The 22,066-nt window shown below is 39.0% G+C and carries 19 protein-coding genes and 1 pseudogene; 2 read left to right on the forward strand and 18 right to left on the reverse strand.

Annotation, left to right across the window (positions count from 1 at the left end; translation table 11 throughout):
* Position 1 precedes the first annotated feature (1 nt).
* Together AC6I3O_RS22505 and AC6I3O_RS22510 are read right to left on the reverse strand one after the other, a co-directional pair.
* Complete coding sequence (locus tag AC6I3O_RS22505) at positions 2 to 1,081, reverse strand: site-specific integrase (RefSeq protein ID WP_497852767.1); 1,080 nt, start codon at positions 1,079 to 1,081, stop codon at positions 2 to 4.
* A complete protein-coding gene (locus AC6I3O_RS22510; RefSeq protein WP_268766767.1) occupies positions 1,082 to 1,282 on the reverse strand; it encodes a helix-turn-helix transcriptional regulator in 201 nt (66 codons plus the stop codon).
* Positions 1,283 to 1,457: 175 nt separating this feature from the next.
* Here AC6I3O_RS22510 and AC6I3O_RS22515 point away from each other — a divergent pair, with 175 nt between their 5' ends.
* Positions 1,458 to 1,985, forward strand: coding sequence for a helix-turn-helix domain-containing protein (locus tag AC6I3O_RS22515; RefSeq protein WP_497852768.1), 528 nt, complete (start codon positions 1,458 to 1,460; stop codon positions 1,983 to 1,985).
* Positions 1,986 to 2,013: 28 nt separating this feature from the next.
* Complete coding sequence (locus AC6I3O_RS22520; protein WP_135991689.1) at positions 2,014 to 2,466, forward strand: GNAT family N-acetyltransferase; 453 nt, start codon at positions 2,014 to 2,016, stop codon at positions 2,464 to 2,466.
* Positions 2,467 to 2,853: 387 nt separating this feature from the next.
* Here AC6I3O_RS22520 and AC6I3O_RS22525 read toward each other — a convergent pair whose 3' ends face one another.
* The 16 genes and pseudogenes from AC6I3O_RS22525 to AC6I3O_RS22600 all read right to left on the reverse strand — a co-directional run bounded on the left by AC6I3O_RS22525 (position 2,854) and on the right by AC6I3O_RS22600 (position 22,062).
* Positions 2,854 to 5,499 (reverse strand): AAA family ATPase, encoded by a 2,646-nt coding sequence (locus AC6I3O_RS22525; protein WP_497852769.1) that lies wholly within the window; start codon positions 5,497 to 5,499, stop codon positions 2,854 to 2,856.
* Positions 5,500 to 5,590: 91 nt separating this feature from the next.
* A complete protein-coding gene (locus tag AC6I3O_RS22530) occupies positions 5,591 to 6,604 on the reverse strand; it encodes a PDDEXK nuclease domain-containing protein (protein WP_497852770.1) in 1,014 nt (337 codons plus the stop codon).
* A 53-nt stretch (positions 6,605 to 6,657) separates the two neighbouring features.
* The gene (locus tag AC6I3O_RS22535; RefSeq protein ID WP_497852771.1) at positions 6,658 to 7,038 is read right to left on the reverse strand and encodes a hypothetical protein; all 381 of its coding nucleotides are present in this window, start codon (positions 7,036 to 7,038) and stop codon (positions 6,658 to 6,660) included.
* 159 nt (positions 7,039 to 7,197) lie between these two features.
* The gene (locus AC6I3O_RS22540) at positions 7,198 to 10,374 is read right to left on the reverse strand and encodes a type I restriction endonuclease subunit R (protein ID WP_497852772.1); all 3,177 of its coding nucleotides are present in this window, start codon (positions 10,372 to 10,374) and stop codon (positions 7,198 to 7,200) included.
* Positions 10,374 to 11,024 (reverse strand): hypothetical protein, encoded by a 651-nt coding sequence (locus tag AC6I3O_RS22545; RefSeq protein WP_497852773.1) that lies wholly within the window; start codon positions 11,022 to 11,024, stop codon positions 10,374 to 10,376. The genes AC6I3O_RS22540 and AC6I3O_RS22545 overlap by 1 nt, the downstream gene beginning before the upstream one ends.
* A 23-nt stretch (positions 11,025 to 11,047) precedes the next feature.
* Entirely contained in the window at positions 11,048 to 13,078 is a 2,031-nt protein-coding gene (locus tag AC6I3O_RS22550; protein WP_497852774.1) for a restriction endonuclease subunit S, read from the reverse strand.
* Positions 13,071 to 14,645 (reverse strand): type I restriction-modification system subunit M, encoded by a 1,575-nt coding sequence (locus AC6I3O_RS22555; protein ID WP_497852775.1) that lies wholly within the window; start codon positions 14,643 to 14,645, stop codon positions 13,071 to 13,073. The genes AC6I3O_RS22550 and AC6I3O_RS22555 overlap by 8 nt, the downstream gene beginning before the upstream one ends.
* A 129-nt stretch (positions 14,646 to 14,774) precedes the next feature.
* Positions 14,775 to 15,128: pseudogene (locus AC6I3O_RS22560) on the reverse strand (TnpV protein).
* Between the two features lie 26 nt (positions 15,129 to 15,154).
* Positions 15,155 to 16,516 (reverse strand): plasmid recombination protein, encoded by a 1,362-nt coding sequence (locus tag AC6I3O_RS22565; protein ID WP_497852776.1) that lies wholly within the window; start codon positions 16,514 to 16,516, stop codon positions 15,155 to 15,157.
* A 321-nt stretch (positions 16,517 to 16,837) separates the two neighbouring features.
* Positions 16,838 to 17,287 (reverse strand): hypothetical protein, encoded by a 450-nt coding sequence (locus tag AC6I3O_RS22570; protein WP_497852777.1) that lies wholly within the window; start codon positions 17,285 to 17,287, stop codon positions 16,838 to 16,840.
* A gap of 15 nt (positions 17,288 to 17,302) precedes the next feature.
* Positions 17,303 to 18,229 (reverse strand): ParM/StbA family protein, encoded by a 927-nt coding sequence (locus AC6I3O_RS22575; protein WP_497852778.1) that lies wholly within the window; start codon positions 18,227 to 18,229, stop codon positions 17,303 to 17,305.
* 181 nt (positions 18,230 to 18,410) lie between these two features.
* Positions 18,411 to 19,700, reverse strand: a complete 1,290-nt coding sequence (locus AC6I3O_RS22580) for a virulence-associated E family protein (RefSeq protein ID WP_497853571.1) — start codon at positions 19,698 to 19,700, stop codon at positions 18,411 to 18,413.
* Between the two features lie 7 nt (positions 19,701 to 19,707).
* Complete coding sequence (locus AC6I3O_RS22585) at positions 19,708 to 20,355, reverse strand: CHC2 zinc finger domain-containing protein (protein WP_497852779.1); 648 nt, start codon at positions 20,353 to 20,355, stop codon at positions 19,708 to 19,710.
* Positions 20,356 to 20,466: 111 nt separating this feature from the next.
* On the reverse strand, positions 20,467 to 20,802 hold the full coding sequence (locus AC6I3O_RS22590; protein WP_497852780.1) for a plasmid mobilization protein: 336 nt from the start codon (positions 20,800 to 20,802) through the stop codon (positions 20,467 to 20,469).
* On the reverse strand, positions 20,792 to 21,871 hold the full coding sequence (locus AC6I3O_RS22595) for a site-specific integrase (RefSeq protein WP_497852781.1): 1,080 nt from the start codon (positions 21,869 to 21,871) through the stop codon (positions 20,792 to 20,794). Before AC6I3O_RS22595 ends, AC6I3O_RS22590 begins: the two co-directional genes overlap by 11 nt.
* Positions 21,868 to 22,062, reverse strand: coding sequence for an ICEBs1 excisionase (locus tag AC6I3O_RS22600; protein WP_497852782.1), 195 nt, complete (start codon positions 22,060 to 22,062; stop codon positions 21,868 to 21,870). Before AC6I3O_RS22600 ends, AC6I3O_RS22595 begins: the two co-directional genes overlap by 4 nt.
* Positions 22,063 to 22,066 lie beyond the last annotated feature (4 nt).

Raw genomic sequence — 22,066 nt, forward strand, 5'->3', positions numbered from 1 at the left:
ATTAAAAATCCCCCTTTCCTAAATCGTCAAGCCTGTCTGCCATTTCTGCCTGCTTTGACGGAAACAGATGTGCATAGCGGTAAGTGATTTCAATACTCTCATGCCCTACTCGGTCAGCAATCGCCACCGCCGAGAACCCCATGTCAATCAACAGACTGATGTGGCTATGCCGCAAATCGTGAATCCGTATGCGTTTCACCCCTGCGGCTTTTGCACCTCTGTCCATCTCGTGATGGAGATAGCTCTTTGTTATTGTAAAGATACGGTCTTTTTTCTTTAAACCATACAGCATACCAATATACTCCTGCATTTCCTCGCATAGAAACTTTGGCATTTTAATTGTACGGTTGCTCTTTTTCGTTTTCGGAGAGGTAATCACATCCTCGCCATGCAGACGCTGATAAGATTTATTAATCGTGACCGTTTCCTTATCAAAGTTAAAATCTGCGGCAGTCAAAGCTAATAATTCTCCCTCACGGATTCCGCACCAGTAAAGCATTTCAAAAGCATAAAAGGAAACTGGCTTGTCCATCATTTCATCCGCAAACCTCTTATATTCCTCTTTCGTCCAGAACAGCATTTCCTTGTGTTCCTCGCTCCCCATGTTCCCCGCCTTTGCCGCAGGGTTGGAGCGGAGGTCATAATAACGCACCGCATGGTTGAAAATCGCGGAAAGCTGGTTGTGTACGGTTTTCAGATACGTCTGCGAATAGGGATTGCGCTTTTCATCACGGTAGGCAAGCAGCTCATTCTGCCATGCAATGATTTCCTTTGTGCCAATCCCGCTAATTTTCATCTTTCCAAAATACGGAAGAATCTTCGTCCGAATGATATGCTCTTTTGTCAGCCAAGTGTTCTCTTTCAGTCGGTTCTTGACATCATTCGCATAAAGCTCTGTAAAGGCTTCAAAGTCCATATCAAGGTCAGCGGAATTTTGTAACTGGAACTTCCGCTCCCACTCCTGCGCCTCCCGCTTTGTGGCAAACCCACGCTTGCATTTCTGTTTACGTTCGCCCTTCCAATTCACATACCTTGCCATCACATACCATGTGCCGTTGCCCTCGTTCTTAAATACTGGCATTTATACCATCTCCTTTCCCTGTTTTTCTCCTGCCCCGTAGAGCCTTTCCTCAAAATACTGGCGGTTGACACGCCCCGCAATCGTGATAAAGCCCTGCTCCTTCAGCTCGTCATTCAGTTTCTTGATGAGCTTGTAAGCATAAGGCTTTGATACGGAAAGCTCTTGCGCCACCTCATCCACACGGATAAATTTGTTGTCCATACAATTTCCCCTTTCTTGTCTAAGCATTTTTGCTTAATTCATAACACTAAACATTTTTGCTACTGTCAATAGGTTTGCAAGAAAATATTAAACTTTTTTGTTTCTCCTATGCTTGACTTTATCTAAACATATATGCTATACTCCTCATAAACATAAAAACAAGGAGTGAAACATCATGGCAATTGGCGAAAGAATACATTTTTTCCGCATCATGCGGGGCATGACACAGAAATATCTTGGCATGCTTGTCGGGTTTCCCGAACGGAGCGCAGACGTACGTCTGGCACAGTATGAAACTGGCTCACGCAAGCCAAAGGCAGACTTGACGGCTACACTGGCGCAGGCTCTTGACGTTGCGCCGCAGGCTCTTGACATACCCGACATTGACAGTTACATCGGGCTTATGCACACCTTATTTACCCTTGAGGACATTTACGGTCTTACCATCAGTGAATCAGACGGTGAAATCCGCTTAAAAGTCAACAAAGACAAAAATAAGGATGCCGCCGAACTGCTGAAAATGCTCTCTGCTTGGAAAGAGCAGGCAGACAAGCTCTCTGCCGAGGAAATCAGCAGGGAAGATTACGACCAGTGGCGGTACAATTACCCGAAGTTTGACACCACGCAGCATTGGGCGAAATCTCCCTCTGATGAATTGAGCGATGCCTTAGTCGAAGCGTTCAAAGACAAGCTGCCAGACTAACCAATCCAGATTGGAAGGTGTAAAAAACGTGATTATCAGAGAATACCGCCCCTCGGACTGTAAATACTTAGCGGAGCTGTTTTATCAGACTGTCCATTCCATAAATGCCAAAGACTATACAGACCAACAGTTAAACGTCTGGGCAACTGGCAATGTAGACATAAATGAATGGAACCTGTCTTTATCCGAGCATTTCTCACTTGTTGCCATAAAAGGCGGCATCATAGCAGGGTTTGGCGATATTGACAAAACAGGCTACCTTGACAGACTTTATGTCCACAAGGACTATCAAAGCCAAGGGATTGCCGCCGCTATCTGCGATAAACTGGAACACGCTTTTGAGGTAAGCAAAATAACCACACATGCTTCCATCACTGCAAAGCCGTTCTTTCTTCACAGAGGATATAACATAATTAAAGAACAGCAGGTAATCAGGTCAAATATCCCCTTGACGAATTACATTATGGAAAAACCGCTTTAACCATCACCCCAATTCACTAATCAAAAAACACAACAAAACGCCCTTAGCCATGAGTTCCTACCCACAGCTAAGGGCGTTTCTAATATGGATTTATTTCAGCCGTCCAAACCTCTTGCAAATCATTCTCCCACCAACAAACCACCTGACAGTAAGAATAATCGCACCCAAACGACTGTTATCAATTTGTTATCAAAAGACCTTTCCAAAGTCCGCAAACCCGCATAAACACTAGGTTTACTAAGCATTTTTGTTTATTCGAACTCTTTTTCCTGTCCGTTGCAATTCCTGTTTTACATTGCTTTTTCTTACAAAAAACGTATCATTTTGATACGTTTTTGTTGATTGTTTATGTGGTTCTGAAGCTGGCGTACCCATTTTGTACCCACTTTATTTTTTTAATTGTTCCTCTTGATTCACAACCTTTTCTACAATTTTGACATTTCTAACCAAATCATCTAACTTATTTAGATGTTCTATAACATTTTTTACCTCGGAACGTTCAAATTCTTTCTGTTCATCTTCATAATGCGTCCCTTTATTAAAAACTCGCCAATTGCTATCCTCTTTCAAGCAGACCAATTCAGTATGTATATCTTCCATCCCTTCCATTTTATTCGTCTTTTTAATTAGCGCCTCAATAATGGAACTCAAGTCTGGAATTGCCTTAGGACTACGAATGCCAACTGAAATCATCCCATTTGGTGTTTTAGCAATCACGTTCCATAAATTATATGCTATACATTCCATTGCCTGACGGCACTTCGATGCCGAATCTTTAATCTCATTTTCTTCATATTTCTTTTCTGCCGCATCTAAAGGCGCTTTCGCATCAGAATACTCAGCAACAACTCCCCTTTCAATCAGTGAATCTGCGGGAATAAATTTATAAGTTATAGCAGCTTTATTATAACGCGATTTTCCAAGCTTATCTTGTAATTTAACAATGAATTGATCCCCATGTGTTGACAAAATAATTTGGATATCACTAAAATCCGTATGATTCATCAGCAAATCGGCAACACCATTTCTATGGTCATCATCTATGGCATTAACAATATCATCGAAAACAATGAAGTTCAATTTATCATGCACAGCTTTGGCTAAAAGTATAGATAATCCAAGAATCTTTATATGCCCCTCACTAAGTACCTGCAATGCCTCAGCTCTACTTCCATCTTTGAATATGATATTTAGTTTGTCCGATTGCGCATCCGGCAATTCAATTTCTTTTATCTTTTCAAAATCAGCATCATCTTGATTTATGACATTATAATAATCAATAATTTTTTCTTCTAAATCTTTTGCTATTTTCTTTGGTAATTCATTGTTATATAAAATGATATTGTTTATTATTTTGCCATATGCTTCAATAATTCCTTCATTAAATTTGCATAAATCCTTTTCTTGCTTTATCTTCTTTAGTATTTCTACACTTTGATTATCAAACTCCTGAATTTCCTTCTTAAATAATTCAATTTGCTGTTTTTTCTCACATATCTGCGTTTTTAGTGCTAATAATTGGTTGTTTAATTCACTAAGTTTTTTTACTTGTTCCTCATATAAATCATTTGATTTTTTTGCATCATCATTATATTTATCAATTTGGGCAATAGCAGAAACTTTATCAACATCAGAAATTTCTCTGCATAAAGTTTTCCATTTTACAACTTTTTCACCCATTAATTTTATTTCATCAATATCTACGGAAACCGCATCACTTATATCAATGTTCAACTGATGAATTAACTGAGTATTTTTTGAAAAGAATTTTATCATTTCTTGAATCTTTAATTTTATATCTCTTACATAGTTATTTATATTTTCCTGTATTCTTTCTAATTCCGAAAATGAATTTAATTGTTCCCTAGCATATAAAAATGGATTTCTTATTGCATTTTCTATTGGAGTACCACATGCTGGACAAGCATCTGTTTCTTGTAAATTCTCTATTGCCTCATACAATGATTTATAGTTTACTTGCATTGCTCTATCACATAATTTATTCCTACACTCTATCACATTTTCAATATTTTTATAAATTTCATTTGCATTGTTTTTCAAGATATCAATTTCATCGGCTATAAGTAATTCTTTATGACTTTTTTCTCGTTCAGCAATCTTAATAGTTAAAATTCCTTTTTGAGGATGCTGAATATAATCCAAAGCTACATCGATATCCGTGATTTCAGGTTTCCCTAACTTTTTAATTGTATCCTGACTAATATTTTGAATATTTTGCAGTTCTTCCTTAGTTGTCTGCATTTGATTTTCTTTGGAATCCCTAAGTGCTTTTCCTTCCCTAAACGAATCCTCTGTTGACGATTTTACTGGTAAATATTTATCATCAAAATTTAAAGTAAATCCTTGTACAAAATCGTTAAATACTGATAATCCAAATAAGGCAGAAATTCTCTCACTTTGTGTTTTGGAATTTAAAACACTAATGTGGGAAAAATCTGAAATTCTATTTTTTTCAACAAACGCAAATCTGTATAATCCATAATTTGCGGCTACAACACCTTCTGTATCATCTTCATATATACATATAATTTGAGGCGCCTTTCCTTTTCCCGTCGATGCATTTTTTATATAAGTAGATAACTTAATTTTACTTGCCTCTGCCTCTTGGATTGCTCCAAGCAAACCATATTCCAATGCTTCACTAAAACTTGATTTTCCAGAACCATTTGGTCCATATAAAAAAACATACTGTTTGTTTAAATCAAACTCCCTACTAATGGCAAAACCTCTAAATGAACTTAAAGACAACTTTTTCAGTCTTTTTATTTTTCCAGTTTCCTCCATTGTGCCAACCGACATTATATCTAGATTCTTGTCACAAATACCTTTTTTTGCATTTACATATTCCACAAATTTATTTGCCCTTTTTCCATTAGCTGTTCCTCCAGCTGTCATAAGGTCACTATAATGATTTATAATAATATTAGCTACCGTTATTTCATAATCATTCAAACTTCCAACATTCAATGAATCACACCAATCTTTTAGCTCTTTGCCCACAATCACACTCATATTACCATTATCCTCCGTTTAACTATTCTCTAAAACAATTTTCACAAATATAGCTTGTTTCAAATTGGCTACACACTGTATAGACAATTTACTATCTCTTATTCTCATCAATATACATTAATTGATTACGTTCCAACTCATTTCTTAGTTCTTCTACCGTAGGCAACACAGTCATATACTTAGATGCAAATATCTGTTCACTCTCGTTCAAAACGGAATACTTTACCATCGTTTCATCTTTATCTGTGCAAAAGATAATACCAATAGTCGGATTATCATCTGACTGTCTTTTTAGATCATCAAACATTCTGATATACATATCCATTTGCCCAATATCCTGATGAGTCAGCTTATGAGTTTTCAAATCTATCAACACAAAGCATTTCAGTATATAATTGTAAAACACTAAGTCGATATAAAAATCTGATGTTTCAGTACATATATGCATCTGCCTGTCTACAAAGCAAAATCCCCGCCCCATCTCTAACAAAAATTTCTGCAAATTACTGATAATTGCATTTTCTACATCCTTTTCAATAACTGCACTATCATCTTTTATACCCATAAATTCTAACACATACGGATCTTTTACAAATTTAGGTGTCTGCCCAATTTTCTCAGGAAATTGCGTCGAGAGAATCCGTTTAAAATAACCTGATTTTATATTGCGTTCCAATTCCTTGACAGACCAGTATTCATTTGCAACCTCATTCAAATAAAAATTCCGCTCTTCTTCATTATCCAATCGCATAATAGTTCTAAGATGTGACCAATGAATTTTCCCAATCAATGAATAACCGTAGGATTCCTTTGGAAATGTCAAATATAATTGTCTGCAATTCCTAATATTGGCAACTGAAAATCCTGTGCCATATTTATTGGACAATTCTTGCGAAAGACGTTTTATAAGATATGAACCGTACTTTGCTTTTCTATTGCCCTTTTGTTCCTGCTCAATAATTCTTTTTCCGACATTCCAATATGTATATGTCATGATATTATTAGCCGCTTCATATGTTTTACTTTTTGCCTCATCCAATATCGCATGAACATCCTGATAAAATTTCAGTTCATCTTCTGTATCCATCAATTCTGTATTCGCCATTTTCATTCTCCTCAATTCGCTACATGCGTGTAGCGAATTCAATTTGATAAATATTAATCAACGGTTTCAATAAACTCTTTAATACAAGAGATCTTCCCATGTTTTAATAATACAGATGCTAAAATTCCATATAAGTCACTATTCAAATCTTTTAAAATTGCATCATATTCAGAAAATGACTTGTCCTGACATATACTTACAGGATTTGCCATGTTTGATGCTATGTTATGCATTTCCTTGATTTCTGGATAGTCCGCATTGATTCTTTTATCTAACTGTTTCGCCGCATTGACAAACTCCACAGTTGGCTTTGCAATATTAATCATAGTATTTATTTCAGTTACATCCTTCGATGCTTTTATATCATCATATTTGCTTTTTATTTCTAATAATTTTACCGCAAATTCTACTTGTTCCTTATAAAAATGTATCATTCCCATTTCTCCACTTTACAACCTTTTTATGTTACAGTTCTCGCAAAACATCTGCAAATTTCTCAAAATAAAATAGCACATCCCATAACTTCTGTTTTCGACATATACCTTTTCTAATTCGCTACACTCATGTAGCGAATTTCAAAAATACAAACAAAATTATTTTACCCCAACTAAATCCAAATACTTCTCAAAATACGCAAGCAACCTGTCAATAACTCTTTTCTTCATTTCACTGCGGTTCCCTGCACTGCCACTGCCAAATCTTGATACTGCAGGCATTATCGCATCAACATCTGTACCCGTAGTTTTTAATACTCCGTCATGAAAAGAATTTTCGATAAAAATATGTGTTTCCTTATCCTTTAGCTTTTCATCTTTTATAATTGCAACAAGGTCATTTTCCCGTTGCTCATCAACATATTTCAGCCACTCCCCGTCAACCTCGGTATCAGCATTAACCCTTAACAAAAATTCTCTGATAAGCGCTATTTTGCTTCGCAGGTTCAAGCTTGAATTGACTGCTTTTTCAATCGTAACTACAATCTCTTTATCCTTATTCCCGTCTTTCTGATACTTCTTCACAAGCATTAAAATATAATCAATATTGACCTCGACCTGCTTTATAAGTTCGATCTCAAATACAATGTCATCATTAATATTTTCCTTTCCCCCCTTTTTGGGCTTGAACTCGTGATAAAGATCTATATACTCGCTCTGATAATCTTGAAAATCCCGTGGTGAAAGTATCTCTTGCCCAACAAAATCATCAAAGGTTGAGAGGATATTCCTCATTTTCAAAATTGCACCATACAAAGATATAAATTTTTTCTTGTCCTGCTCTCCTAATTCCGAAAAATGCCCAAGGGGAAATAGGGTCTGCAGCTTGTCAATCAGCTCTGCATATCCCTCATAGTGTTTTCCGTTTTCATCATATCCATTATAATAACTTGCATAGTTTTTCAGCAGAACAATACCGCCTGCCTCTTTATTCCCAAAAAGTGCAATCGCATCATTTGTTTCCTGCTCCAAGTTACGGAAACAGACTATATTTCCAAATGTCTTTACCGAATTGAGAATCCTGTTGGTACGGGAGAACGCCTGCAGAAGTCCATGGTACTTTAAATTCTTATCCACCCAAAGAGTATTCAGCGTTGTCGCATCAAATCCGGTAAGGAACATATTTACAACAATTAAAATATCAATCTCCCGGTTTTTCATTCTAAGCGATACATCTTTATAATAGTTTTGGAACTTGTCGCTTGAGGTATCGTAGGTAGTAGAAAACAGCTTATTATAATCATCAATAGCGCTTTCCAGAAAATCCCGTGAGCTTTGATCCAGTCCGTCTGTATTCTCAGAATTTTCGTCTACCACAAAATCATCATTCTCCGCCTCATTGACACCATAACTGAATATTGTGGCAATCCGGAGCCTTTTCGTCTCTGGCAAGTTCCCCATTTGGTGCTTAAATTCTGTATAATAGAGCTTTGCAGCCGCTATGGAGCTTACTGCAAATATGGAGTTAAAACCTTTTATACGAATTTTATTCTTCTTTTCCTCTATCTCGATTCTATTCTTTGCTGTAGCCACTTCTTCCACATTTTCCAAAATAGAAAATACGAAACTGTCTCCCCGATTACGCTTTGTCTTTTGATAAAAATGTCCTAATATGTAGGATACAATTTCGCTAATACGCGACTGATTTAAAAGTGCCTTTTCTGTATCTATTGCCGATACCTGTTTGTCCTTTGCTTTATCGCTGTCCTTGATAGTTTTAATATAATCAATACGAAATGGAAGTACATTTCCATCATTAATAGCATCAACGATTGTATATGTATGCAACTTTTCGCCAAAAGCCTGCGGTGTGGTACGCAGATCAGCGTGTTTGCCGCTTCCTGCATTGACCGAAAATATCGGTGTCCCCGTGAACCCAAAGATATGATACTTCTTAAAGTTCTTGACAATCGCTGTGTGCATATCCCCGAACTGCGACCTGTGACATTCATCAAATATCAGGACAATATGCTTGTCAAATACTTCGTGTCCTTTGTTTTTGCGGATAAATCCGTCTAATTTCTGAATGGTGGTTATAATGATCTTGTACTCGTGATAATTACCGTTCTTGTCCTTGTTTTCCAACTGTCTCTGCAAAATTGCAGTAGATGTGTTGCTGTTCGCTGCTCCCTTCTGAAAACGGTCATATTCTTTCATTGTCTGATAATCAAGGTCTTTTCTGTCAACTACAAACAGCACTTTATCAACAAAATTGAGCTGGCTTGCGAGCTGTGCTGTCTTAAAGGAAGTCAGTGTCTTTCCACTTCCAGTTGTGTGCCAGACATACCCTCCTGCGTCAAGCGTTCCCAATTTCTTATAATTCGCAGCTATCTCTATACGGTTTAATATTTTCTCCGTAGCTGCTATCTGATACGGACGCATAACAAGGAGCAGTTCTTCTGTGGTAAATACACAATACTTTGTCAAAATATTCAGAAGAGTATGCTTGGATAAAAAAGTTTTTGTAAAATCTACAAGATCAGGTATCACTTTGTTATTTGCATCTGCCCAAAAGGAAGTAAATTCAAAACTATTACTTGTCTTTTTCCCTTTACTGGAACCTTTCTCCTGTTCCTTTAAATGAGAAAACCTTGTGGTGTTAGAATAATACTTTGTATTTGTGCCGTTCGAGATAATAAAAATCTGCACATACTCATACAGCCCACACCCGCTCCAAAAACTATCACGCTGATAACGGTTAATCTGATTGAACGCTTCTCTGATTGCAACTCCACGCCTTTTTAGCTCTATATGGACAATCGGCAAACCATTGACAAGAATCGTTACATCATAGCGGTTATCATAATTAGCCGGATTTTTCGCATCTTCCGTAGCATTTCCTATTTTTCCCGGCACTTCGTACTGATTAATCACTTGCAAGCGATTGTTATGTATGTTCCCTTTATCGATCAGCCTGATATTCTTCGTACTTCCGTCATCACGCTTTAAAACCTTTGTATAATCCTCTTGAATGGTACGCGTCTTCTCTACAATACCCTCGTTAGCATTTGCAATATGTTCCCGGAAAAATCTCTCCCACTCGCTATCCGTGAAATCATAGCCATTCAACTGCCCCAGCTTATGTTTAAGATTTTCTATCAACTCAGCTTCTGAATGGATTTGCAAATATTCATAACTCTGTTCCGTCAGCATACGGATAAACTCTTTTTCAAGCTCCGCCTCACTTTGATAACTGTCGGAACGCCTGCTCTCCGATGTATACTCTGCCACCACCGTACTTTCATTCATGGATGCAACCATATTGAATGTGCTCATTATACTACCTTCTTTTCTAAATATTCATAGAATCTTTTTGTATTGAACCACTCCCCTATAAATGACTCATAAAAATTCCAATGAATCAATCTCAATTTCTTAGATACAAACAAAATCATAACTGAATTTTGTGTTTCATTTTTATCTATAGCAAAATTCTTTGCTGCCCAATATTCAATCAGAACATATAACGCACATAATGCATTTATCACATTTTTCTGATTTGCGCACTTATAATTTTCTTTCCCATTTTTTATTTCATCCCTATGGTGTTTAATAGCATTATATGTAGTCCACCAACTCGGTACTTCATCATCCTTAATAGATTGCCATGGTTGCATTTCATTGTATTTATAATTTAACAACTTTACTTTTTCCTCTGCGATTGTCGGATACTCTCGATTTAAAATAGAGATATAATTCTTGATTCCACATCTATTCAATTCCAGATTATCATCCAGCAATTTACAAAATCTTTTACAAATAGTATCAATTTCACCACATATAGATAAATAAAGCTGCAAATATCTTACCGAAAAGGCATCATCATTGCACTCATCAACTTCGCAATATGGACTATATGAAAAGAAATCACTTTCCAATTGCTTATAATAATTCCAATATGTATTCCGAAAAGTCAATTTATCCATTGTTTTCTCCTACTTAAATGAACTCATATCTTTTCTTTAAAATTTAATAGCTTATCTCTATAATACTCATATTGCTTCTGCCTTGCTTCTATCTCTGCCGGAAGTCCTTCTGAAATATCATTGCAAAGCGCCTCAAAACGATCCAAAATTGCAACAATACGTTCTTGCTCAGATAAAGATATAATGGGTATTTTCGTTTCCAACAGTGTAGCACCACTAATATGCGGTACACCTGCGCCACGTTTCATATCGTTAAATTGTTTCTCCATATTTTTCATAACATAATATAAATATTTTGGAATAAGAGTATTTTCGTCTGCATCATACCCAAATCCATCTGTTATGAAAATAGGCTGATTCCAGTATGAAACAAATCCAGCAGAAGCACCGCTGCGAGCCACAACAACGACTTCTCCTTTATGATTAGACTTATCAATATAATAAGCTGGTTCCTGACCGCCTAAAATGACAGGAATATCCCCACTAGCCGTATCCTTTTTTGTTATATATTCACCGCGAAATACTTTTACCACACTTCCAAGTTCTAAATAAATAGCGCCAAATACATACTGGATCAATCTAATTACATTCTGTCTGTCTGTCTGTCTGTCTGTCTGTCTGTCTGTCTGTCTGTCTGTCTGTCTGTCTGTCTGTCTGTCTGTCTGTCTGTCTGTCTGTCTGTCTGTCTGTCTGTCTGTCTGTCTGTCTGTCTGTCTGTCTGTCTGTCTGTCTGTCTGTCTGTCTGTCTGTCTGTCTGTCTGTCTGTCTGTCTGTCTGTCTGTCTGTCTGTCTGTCTGTCTGTCTGTCTGTCTGTCAAGAATTGTCTCGCCGCATTCAGCGAATGTCAACAACACATCTCGATAATATTCATACTGTTTTTTCCTCGCCTCTATTTCTGCCGGAAGTCCGATATCCAAATCGTTACAGATTTTTTCAAAATTATCCAACGCCTCAACTAACTTTTTCTGCACTTCTATAGATGGAACCGGAACCTTATATGCAAGAACTTTCTGAAAGTCTAAAGAATCCACTGTTCCCCCCTGCTTTTTTGTTTTTGCAAGAATATCTCTTCCCTTTCCCTGAATAACGTGAAACGCATAACGTGGAAGAATATCTTCATTAACCACAAGAATTTTAATATCTTGATTTACAGTAGTTTCAAAAGGAATATAAGCAACCGGAAATGTATGTTTTAAAATTCCAGATCGAGTTACCACTGCAATACTATTAGCCGGATGCATCGTCATAGATGTTTCTTCCACAGCTTTTTCTGTAATATGATCCTGAGTATCATACAATGTTGATGCTTTCATATCTTTAGATGAAATCCAAGGAACTGTACCATCCTCCCAAAAGCTCTTTTCAGCCATATTTGGAGTCTTTCCGCCTGACCATTTTCCCAAATCAGAAAGTGATTTTATAGGATGCTCTTTATTGTAAGAAAGTACTTTATCCCGGTAAAACTCATATTGTTTCTTCCGAGCTGTAAGCTCGGCTGTAAGCTCGGCTGTAAGTAACGTGAAAGAGTCCAAAATATGGACTATTTCACGTTGTACCTCCAACGGAGGTACAGGCAAACGTATTGCCTTTACAATATCTGCATTTAAATTTTGTACTGCACCTCCAAAAGAGGCTCTTTTTTTCATTTCATTTTGTATATCTGTTGAATTTAATAAGTAATACAAAAAGTCTGTTATATAGTAATTTTGAAACTTACTAATTGCTAACCAGCCATCATGAATACAGCCATCTATATCCAAAATATATGGTCTACCAAAGCTCATTGAGTTTGATAAAATAAAATCACCTTTTTTTACAAATCTTGATTTTAGTGCTCCTTCCTCTGTAATCTTCTCAGCACTTTTTCTAATATATTTATCTCCAACCGCAACATCTCCAATCTTAATCCAATTTACCCCATTGCTGTCATCTGTAATATAATTTTTAATTGGTCGTGGTGACGCTCCTCTAACAATCTGTGCCATTTTTCCAAACGCTCTATACACCACCCCATCTGGACAAAGTTCTTGTATTAGTTCATTCAATTTACTCATCAATATCCACCTCGATTTCTGCGATGATTTTAGCAATTTCATCCCGAAGTGCCTGCTCTCTCGCTACAATCTGTTCAATCTCGGCATTCAGTACCTTAATATCTATTTTTTCTCTTGTATCTTCCTGCTCCACATAAGAGGAAACTGAAAGGTTATAATCATTTTCAGCAATCCTGTCATTTACAACCACCGTTGCATAATGCTCTTTATCTGCTCTTGCCTCATAGGCATTTAGAATATTCTCTATATTCTCACTTGTGAGTTTGTTATTGTTTGTAATCTTTACACATTCTTTTGATGCATCAATAAATAATGTACTATTTTCTGATTTGCTCTTTTTCAGAACCATAATGCAGGTTGCAATACTTGTACCAAAAAACAGATTGCCCGGCAACTGAATAATGCACTCCACATAGTTATTATCGATCAAATATTTTCGAATCTTCTTTTCTGCACCACCCCGATACATTACCCCTGGAAAACATACAATAGCAGCCACTCCATTTGTCGCAAGCCATGATAATGAGTGCATAATAAATGCAAGGTCAGCCTTTGACTTTGGCGCAAGCACACCTGCCGGAGAAAATCTTTCATCATTGATAAGAATGGGATTATCGTCTCCTTCCCACTTAATCGAATACGGTGGATTAGAAACAATCGCCTCAAAAGGCTCATCGTCCCAATGCAGAGGTTCTATCAATGTATCGCCATGTCCAATATTAAACTTCTCATAGCCAATATCATGCAAGAACATATTGATACGGCAAAGATTATATGTAGTAATATTAATTTCCTGTCCGAAAAATCCTTGTCGAACATTCTCTTTTCCTAAAACCTTTGCAAATTTAAGAAGCAGTGATCCACTGCCACATGCCGGATCGTACACTTTATTTACATTTTTCTTTCCAAGCACCGTAATTCTTGTCAGAAGTTCAGAAACCTCCTGCGGAGTATAATACTCTCCGCCACTTTTTCCGGCATTGGATGCATACATACCCATTAAATATTCATAAGCATCACCAAATGCATCAATGGTGTTGTCCTGGTAATCTCCCAACTTCATCTCAGCAACACCATTCAGGAGTTTTACCAGTTTCGCATTTCTCTTTTCCACTGTTCCACCAAGCTTGTTGCTGTTTACATCAAGGTCATCAAACAGACCTTTTAAGTCATCTTCGCTGTCATGTCCTTGTGCAGAACTTTCTATATTTCGGAACACCTTTTCAAGTGTTTCGTTCAAGTTCTCGTCCTGTGGTGCCTTTTCCCTCACATTGCAGAACAGTTCACTCGGCAAAATAAAATAACCCTTTGTATCAACCAATTCTTCTCTTGCAGGCTCTGCATCACTGTCAGAAAGATTAGCATAATCAAAATCAGCATTCCCTGCCTCAATTTCTCCAGCGTTTACATATCTAACAAAATTTTCAGAAATATATCTATAAAACAGCATGCCTAACACATACTGTTTGAAATCCCAACCGTCTACGCTTCCTCTAAGATCATTCGCCATATTCCATATGGTACGATGAAGTTCCTCTCTCTCTTGTTCTTTCTTGTTGTCAATCATCGGACAACCTCCTTGTATAATTTTCCAAAATAATTTTACTACAAAATATCCAAATTGTCATTTAGATTCTTCTTAAAATTGCATAAAGCTTACAAATGGGACAGATGCCCTCTGCCCCATTCTAATTCTTTATAATGTGTATATAATTTCTTCCCTCACAATCTCCTCCACCCTCGCCCGAATATTATTCATTCTCCGCACCCAAAGCACCTGTTTCTGTGCCTTTAACTGTTCTGTCACTCCCTCCTGTATTGCCATCTGCTCCACCAGCGAATCAAATCTTTCTTCTGCCTATTCCTGTATCATCAACAGATGCTTCTTTAACTCTCCGGATAACAACAATCCCGAATAAATTTCTCTCCTATAATTCTCCAAATAAGACTTCCGCATCAATCCAAATTTCCTCAACTCCCCCTCCGGCTCTGGATCGGGAATTAAGTTCGGTATCAAATAATCTCCACATTTCTCATAAGTTATGTTCATTTTCCCTTCCTCTCTTTCTATAAAACTTACATTTCCTGCTGCCACCGCTTATTCTTTTCAGGCAATACCTGCTGATTTTTTCTCTGGCGGTTATGTTCAACCGCATCCAATTTTGCATCTTCCAGCTTTTGTTTCATCGTCTTTGGGGCAAGCGATTTTATAAATTCTACAAATGCCTCTCCAAGTCCTCTTGATGCTACAAACTTCTTTAGTTTTTCAACCTGATCTGTAAGCACAGCTATCTTTTTCTCCAGACTGGAAATTTTCTTCTCATACTTTTCCAAAAGATGATTTCTTGATACTGCTTTACTGAAAGCATCCAACATTTTATTCCAGTCACTTTTCTTTACTTTGACATATTCCTCTCCACCAAAAAGACTGGTTATCGGAACAGCCACGCTTTTCATCTTTTTTGTTTCTGCATTCACTTCCTTTGAAATCGTTTTAAATGTTTCTGCCCTTAAATCATGTTTAGAAAGAATCTCATTTGCCTCTTTCTCTTTTTGTTCTGCTTTTTCAATCTGCTCCGTAAGCTCCTGCGCCTGCATAAGCAACTCATTATTATGTGCCTCCATTTCCTGCGCTTGTGCGGCAAGTTCTGATGTACGCTGTGTCAAATCATCGTTCTGCTTCTCTAATGCCTCATTCTGACTGTCCAGCGCTTCCGCCTGCTGTTCCAGTTGCTCCACCTCACACATTGCCGCCTTATATTCCGGCAACGACAGGTTATCCCGCTGTACACCAAGAACTTCTATTTCAATCCCATGCTCCCTGCACAAATCCGTCAGATACTCCCTCTCCCGTTCCTGCCACGCAACCGTTTCATTCTTCTTTCTGCTGACTGCCTTTGCAAATCCCATTTGCTGAAATGCCTTCGTCAGGCTGTTGCGAGTTTTCATCCCATTTTTATATCCATTTGCTACTGGAATATAGTCTATATGCAGATGCGGTGTTGCTTCATCCAAATGCATCACACAATTAAATAAATATAAATTCGGATTACGCTCCTGAAAGGTCTTTGCGTAGCGATCCAAGACCTCTATCGCCCTTTTTGCCTCCTCTGTCAGCACTCCGTTTTCGTCCGCAACCGGAGTATCCGTCTTTTTTCCTATCTGGACGATATTTTCATAAAATGTCTTTTCCTTATTGCCGGAGTTCTCTATCTCTTTCAGATAATCGTTTTTCTGCCTGTCCTTACGCTTCTGCGTTGCATTATAATCCCTTAGCGCCTGTCCGAAGCATTTCTCATAAGCATCTTTTAATGATTCCCGTATGTATATCCGGTTCCAAGTTGTTCTTTCCGGCACCACATTGTTGCAAATGAAATCCCTGTTGTTATGCGTAAGATGTCCTCTTCCTTTTGGAAAAGAAATTGTTTTTGCCGCCAATGCATCACTCTCTTTCTCATATTTTTATGTATAAAGAATAACTACGGTTTTGTTACTTTTGTCAAAAGTAACGCCTTATTACTTCTGACGCATACGCATCAGAAGTAAGGCGCTCTCCGAGGGTAGTGTTTGCCGGCGGCAAACACCGGCTGCCTGACGGCATCCGTAATCTGTCGTGAAAATTCCCACGTCAGACTGCTCATTCCGGCAAAATACCGCCATCATTCGCTATGGGCGACGGTGCCGAACAAAGACTTTCCGGCACCGTTCCATAGGCTCCCTTCTCGAAATTGAGTACCGAATATAAAAATTCGGAACCGCCTATTCGCCCATTGCAAATGCAAACGCCATCATATCCTCGGATAATTCTGTCTCCTGCATCTGCCCTATTCCATCAGCATCATCCTTTTCCATAAGTTTTCCTGCATCAGAATGAACTGAGGAAACATATTCACTGAAACCGTTGCCGATCTGCTCTGCAAAAACTTTTCGAAGTTCTTGGAGCATTTCATGAAATTTCTGTTCCAACACCCTGTCCAGCATCTTCCCAAGAATATCTATATCCTGCTCCAGCAGAATAGCAGAATCATGCACCACATCATCAGTTTCAGACTGTATCTGCCCGTCAAGAACCGCTATAAACGCATCAGAAAGTATCTTCCCATAAGAACCATCTTTTCGTGTAATACCTTGCAAATACTCCCATGTCCTGCGCTGGTTTTCATCCTCCATGCAAAATTTTATATTGCTGCATTTATAGACCTTTTTCATCCGATAACCTCATTTCTACACTGCCCGCCTGCGCTGTTTCTGCATTGCCAGATATTCATATCCTTTTGCATTGGCGCAGATATCCTCAATAAAAGTCACATTCCCTTTTGCAGCAACATCACTGTAATGCCTGAGCAGGCAGCCGCCTCCGCCAATCACATAGAGATGCACCAGATTTTCTTTATATCCATAATCAATCAGGCGTTTTAAAATATTCTCTACATATCCTGCAGCAATTCGCTCTACCACCTTTGCGGTTGCATCCGCTCTGCCCTGTAACCCGTTTATCAACATCGGCTCAACCAGAACCTCCGGTATGCTTTCTCCTGCCGATTTAGACAGTTCCTTTTGTATTTCTTTCATGCAGATAGAAACACCGAATTTGTCCGTCACAAGGCTTTTTTCTAACGGTCTGCCGTCCACAATCTGCATCACGTTCATTGTGCCATTCCCGATATCCACTATCATGTTGAAGCCTTTCATCACTCCGGCATTACATACCGCCGCAAATCCCTGCGGGAATACCTCCACTCCACACAAATGCACTCTGTAGCATTCTTTGCGAAATGAGAAAAATAATTCCTGTTCCTGCATCAGATATTTCTTGAAATCCGCTGCCTGACTTTTTGCCCATGCAAGTGGAAGCCCAACCGCCAGCACCACTTTCGCCTCATGCAGACCTCTGAATTTCAATTCTTCCGCTAATCCTGCCAATGTAAGGATAAAGAAATCCTGAGAATCAGTCTTGTTGCCCTGATAAATCAAATGATTTTCCCCGATTACATAATACTTATCTTTGTAGTTGATATAATTCATGCTGACTATCGGCTCTTCTTCAAAGCATTCTACCCCTGTTCGGAATACCCTGTGTGCTGTTTTCATGTTTCCATAACCATGATCCAAACCAATGACTATTTTTGTATTGCTGTTATATTTCTGCATAATAAATGCCCTCCATATTGTTGTTAATCTCATTATTGCGTTTTCTGTTTTTTCTGTTTACACCGTTTACAAATGTCAGAAAACCTTGACTTTCCTATATTCTGCTGTAAACCCACCGTTTACAAAAATGTAAACGCACCTCGTAAACCAGCTAAAAAAAGAGTTTGAAACATCTTTCCATTTACCCCTTAAAAGGTGTCTGCGCATTATCCGGCAGCGACGCAAATCCCTGTGTATCTGTTTTACGTTTCCAGCCACGCTGTAGTCCGTACCTGCCGAACCTGTGGGAACTGATTTTCTCCCACCCATTTATGCAAGTATTCATAATACTGTTAATTTCTTTAATCTCCCATTGTTTCGGTTCCTCGTACTCATGCCGAAGCGCCTCTCTGTAAATCATTTCGCTGCACACATATTCTTCCGTACAATCATCCAGCCATGCCTGAATAACGCCCACCTTTGTATCCTCCGGCATAAACTGTTTCTGCATCTCCTTCAGATACTCTTCCATTTCCTTTGACAGTTTCAGCTCATGTGAACAGTTCTTGTAGATAACCATTGCCTCCGCCCACGCCTGCACAACATATTCCCTCGACTCCTCTTCGTCCTCAAGAATATGTTTCTCCACACGCTCCTGATGAACCAGAACAGGCGCAAACCTTCTGTTTCCCGTCCTGTCCAGCGGAAGAAAATCAAGGTTATTTGATGTGCCTACAAAAATACACTGTCTCGGCCTGTCCTCTGCATAAGTCTGATATGGAATGCGGTAGGTTTCTTTCTGCCTGCTCAAAAACGATTTAATATCTTCAATACTTTTTGCATTGACAGTAGCAAGCATTTCCGACATTTCAATGATCCAATGCCCCTGCATCTTGCTGTAAACATTTTCATCGTCCATTCGCTTCAGATCGTCCGTAAACCATTCATCATCGACAGCGAGAAAACGGAAAAATGTAGACTTTCCCGCGCCCTGACCGCCCACAAGACAGACCATAATCTCAAACTTACAGCCCGGCTCATAAATCCGGTGGACTGCCGCCAGCATCAAAAGACGCATGACTTCTCTCGTATATTCATTATCATCTGCTCCAAGAAAACGTGGAAGAAGATTTGCAATCCTGTTTTTTCCATCCCATTGCAGACTTTCAAGAAATTCTTTAATCGGATGGTAGCTTTTTTCGCTTGCAACAATACTGATTGCTTTGTTAATTGCCTTATCACTGGAAATACCATAATTTGTTTCTATGTATCGCTGAATCTGGTACATATCCACATCAGTGACACAGCGCCCGTTCCGTTTCCACGATAACTGCTTTACAATATCAGTTTTGTTTGTCAGCTCATTTTTACATATGGCATCTTTCAGCACCGGATCTCTGTATAAAATAGTCATGCAGTTTTCGATGGAAGATTTCACATTCCCTTTCTGCGTTCTTGCAAGCGACTCCAGTACGTCCTCTACGGTACTCATTTCTGCATCAAGCGCTTCCCCGACTGCATTCCATAATTCGCTTTCTGCCTGCACCGATTTTTCCTGCAATTTCCTCCACCTTCTTTCTATCCTTCAAAAACAGCCCCCGCCTCTCTGAAACATCTCCCATGCACAGGATATCCAGCCAGTAATTGATCAACGGCTCTGCATGAAGCATCTGCGCATAATCTTCCGAAAAAATAATGTCAGGCGGTTTCCCAATCAGAAAGTGATTTACGCTGTCAACCTCTGAAATACAGCCCCTCAATATATCAACGGTCTGTCTGCACCATTTTCCAAATCGTTCCTGAATGCGTGTTACCCTTTCACGCTCTGCCTTTTCCCTGCGGATGCGCTCTTTTTCCCGCACACTCAACTCTGCATTCCCCTTCGCATCAACAGGCAGAGAAAAATCCTCTATCAGCTTTAGTGCCGCATCATACTGTGACAATCCAAACATACGGGAAACGTAATCAACCACATCTCCACCGACGCCACAGGCAAAGCAGTGATAATTTTTATCAATCTTCATGCTTGGGTGCTTATCATCATGGAACGGACAACAGGCTAAGCCATTCTTTTTAACCTGCAAACCATAGTATTCCGCCGCCTGTCTTGCTGTCAGATATTCCTTTACCTCTGAAAAAATATTCAATTTTACGATTGCTCCTCCTTTTCATCCGGAAAAGCCTCTGTTATAATAAATCTGCAATATATGTAAAGAGGCTTTGTCCTTTTTGCTCTCAGATTAAGTTGCGCCAACAACCTAATCTGTTTCCGGAATGCTCCTGTTACCAGCAGGGGCATTTCTATTCTGCTGAATTTCTAACAACTGCTTTACCAGTTCCAGCAGTAATTTTTCATCTTCTGTATTTCCGCTTTCCAGATGTACTAATATCTGCTCTAAAACTTTTGCAACCCGGTTAGACATATAATTTCCGGCAGTTACCATCACTTCCTGCCCCAATACGGCTTTCCGGTAATAATCGCCTTTTGGAAGTCCTGACAATATAATCCTCGCTTCTACTTGCGCTTTTTCCTCATCACTCAGCCAAAAAGCGATTGTATTCCGCCGGAACCTGTCCTCACGCCTACACGCCACCTTCTTCCCCCCTCTCCACTTTTCCAAGCCTGTCCGCAATTTTTATCTGTGCATCCATAGACTGATGACAGTATGTTTCTATCGTAGTTGTAACTTTTCCATGCCCTAGCCGCTTTGCAATCTCTACCGGGCTGAATCCCATCTGCACAAGCATACTCGCATGGCTGTGGCGGGTACAATGGACAGTTATCTTTTTTACACCTGACAGCTTAATTCCCCTCTCCATTTCATGCTCAAAGAAACTCTTTGTTCTCCCGGCAAAAAGCCGTGTTCCTGCCCTCGCCCGATAGAGCGTTGCAATATACTCCTTTATCGCCTCCTGCAATTCCTTATGTATGGTAATTGCCCTTATGGAACTTTCCGTTTTCGGTGCGGTTATCAAATCTTCCCCATCGATCCTCGCAAGAGATTCATCAACCGTAATCGTACCTTCCTCAAAATTTACATCCTTTACCTGAAGCGCAAGCAACTCTCCCAGACGTATCCCCGTCCAGAATAAAATCTGAAATGCAACCCACGAATCCTGCTTATCCATAATTGCATCCGAAAACTTCTGAAATTCTTCTAAAGTCCAATATGGTCTTTCATCAGCCCTGCTCTTTCCCATGCTTCCTGCTTTCCGGCATGGATTGGAGCGCAAATCATAAAAATTAACTGCATAATTCAGAATGGCACTGAGCTGGTTGTGTATAGTTTTCAGATAGGTAGGCTTGAAGCCTTTCTCCATCATCTCGCCTTGCCACTTTCTTATCATAGGAGCAGTGATTTCATTGATTGGTGTGCTTCCAAAGTAAGGCAGCACCTTATCATTCATCACATACTCTTTCTGCTTCATGGTAGTTTTCCGCAGACGTTTTTCCATATCCGCCTTGTAAATTTCCCAAAAATCAGCAAGCGTCATTGTCGGATCAGAGGACTGCTGTAATAAGAAATGTGCATACCATTCTTCCGCTTCTTTCTTTGTTTTGAACCCTCTCTTCTGCGACTTCTTTTTCGCTCCTGTCCAATCCGTCCAGCGGTATTGTATCCGCCATGTGCCGTTCGGATCTTTCTTTGCGCTACAACTCATGCACCTACCTCCTTTGCCGCTCCGTACCACTTCTCTTTGAAATAAGCTGCCGGAATTTTGCCTGCGATTGTAAGAAATCCTTTGGAAGATAATTCGCTGTTCATTTCCCGCAAAATCTTGTAAGACTTCCCCATGCTGATGCCGAGCATCGCCGCAATGTCTGCGGCATTGTAATAAAGTTTTTCGTTCATGTTG

The sequence above is a fragment of the Sporofaciens sp. St.21A7 genome (genome assembly GCF_059728535.1).

Bases quoted from the DNA above. Each gene is read 5' to 3' on its own strand.
- AC6I3O_RS22580 (WP_497853571.1), bottom strand. From the start codon at position 19,700: ATGAGTACCGTAGAGGACGTACTGGAGTCGCTTGCAAGAACGCAGAAA.
- AC6I3O_RS22540 (WP_497852772.1), bottom strand. From the start codon at position 10,374: ATGAGCACATTCAATATGGTTGCATCCATGAATGAAAGTACGGTGGTG.
- AC6I3O_RS22600 (WP_497852782.1), bottom strand. From the start codon at position 22,062: ATGAACGAAAAACTTTATTACAATGCCGCAGACATTGCGGCGATGCTC.
- AC6I3O_RS22525 (WP_497852769.1), bottom strand. From the start codon at position 5,499: ATGAGTGTGATTGTGGGCAAAGAGCTAAAAGATTGGTGTGATTCATTG.
- AC6I3O_RS22575 (WP_497852778.1), bottom strand. From the start codon at position 18,229: ATGCAGAAATATAACAGCAATACAAAAATAGTCATTGGTTTGGATCAT.
- AC6I3O_RS22570 (WP_497852777.1), bottom strand. From the start codon at position 17,287: ATGAAAAAGGTCTATAAATGCAGCAATATAAAATTTTGCATGGAGGAT.
- AC6I3O_RS22510 (WP_268766767.1), bottom strand. From the start codon at position 1,282: ATGGACAACAAATTTATCCGTGTGGATGAGGTGGCGCAAGAGCTTTCC.
- AC6I3O_RS22535 (WP_497852771.1), bottom strand. From the start codon at position 7,038: ATGATACATTTTTATAAGGAACAAGTAGAATTTGCGGTAAAATTATTA.
- AC6I3O_RS22505 (WP_497852767.1), bottom strand. From the start codon at position 1,081: ATGCCAGTATTTAAGAACGAGGGCAACGGCACATGGTATGTGATGGCA.
- AC6I3O_RS22555 (WP_497852775.1), bottom strand. From the start codon at position 14,645: ATGATTGACAACAAGAAAGAACAAGAGAGAGAGGAACTTCATCGTACC.
- AC6I3O_RS22550 (WP_497852774.1), bottom strand. From the start codon at position 13,078: ATGAGTAAATTGAATGAACTAATACAAGAACTTTGTCCAGATGGGGTG.
- AC6I3O_RS22530 (WP_497852770.1), bottom strand. From the start codon at position 6,604: ATGGCGAATACAGAATTGATGGATACAGAAGATGAACTGAAATTTTAT.
- AC6I3O_RS22545 (WP_497852773.1), bottom strand. From the start codon at position 11,024: ATGGATAAATTGACTTTTCGGAATACATATTGGAATTATTATAAGCAA.
- AC6I3O_RS22515 (WP_497852768.1), top strand. From the start codon at position 1,458: ATGGCAATTGGCGAAAGAATACATTTTTTCCGCATCATGCGGGGCATG.
- AC6I3O_RS22595 (WP_497852781.1), bottom strand. From the start codon at position 21,871: ATGAGTTGTAGCGCAAAGAAAGATCCGAACGGCACATGGCGGATACAA.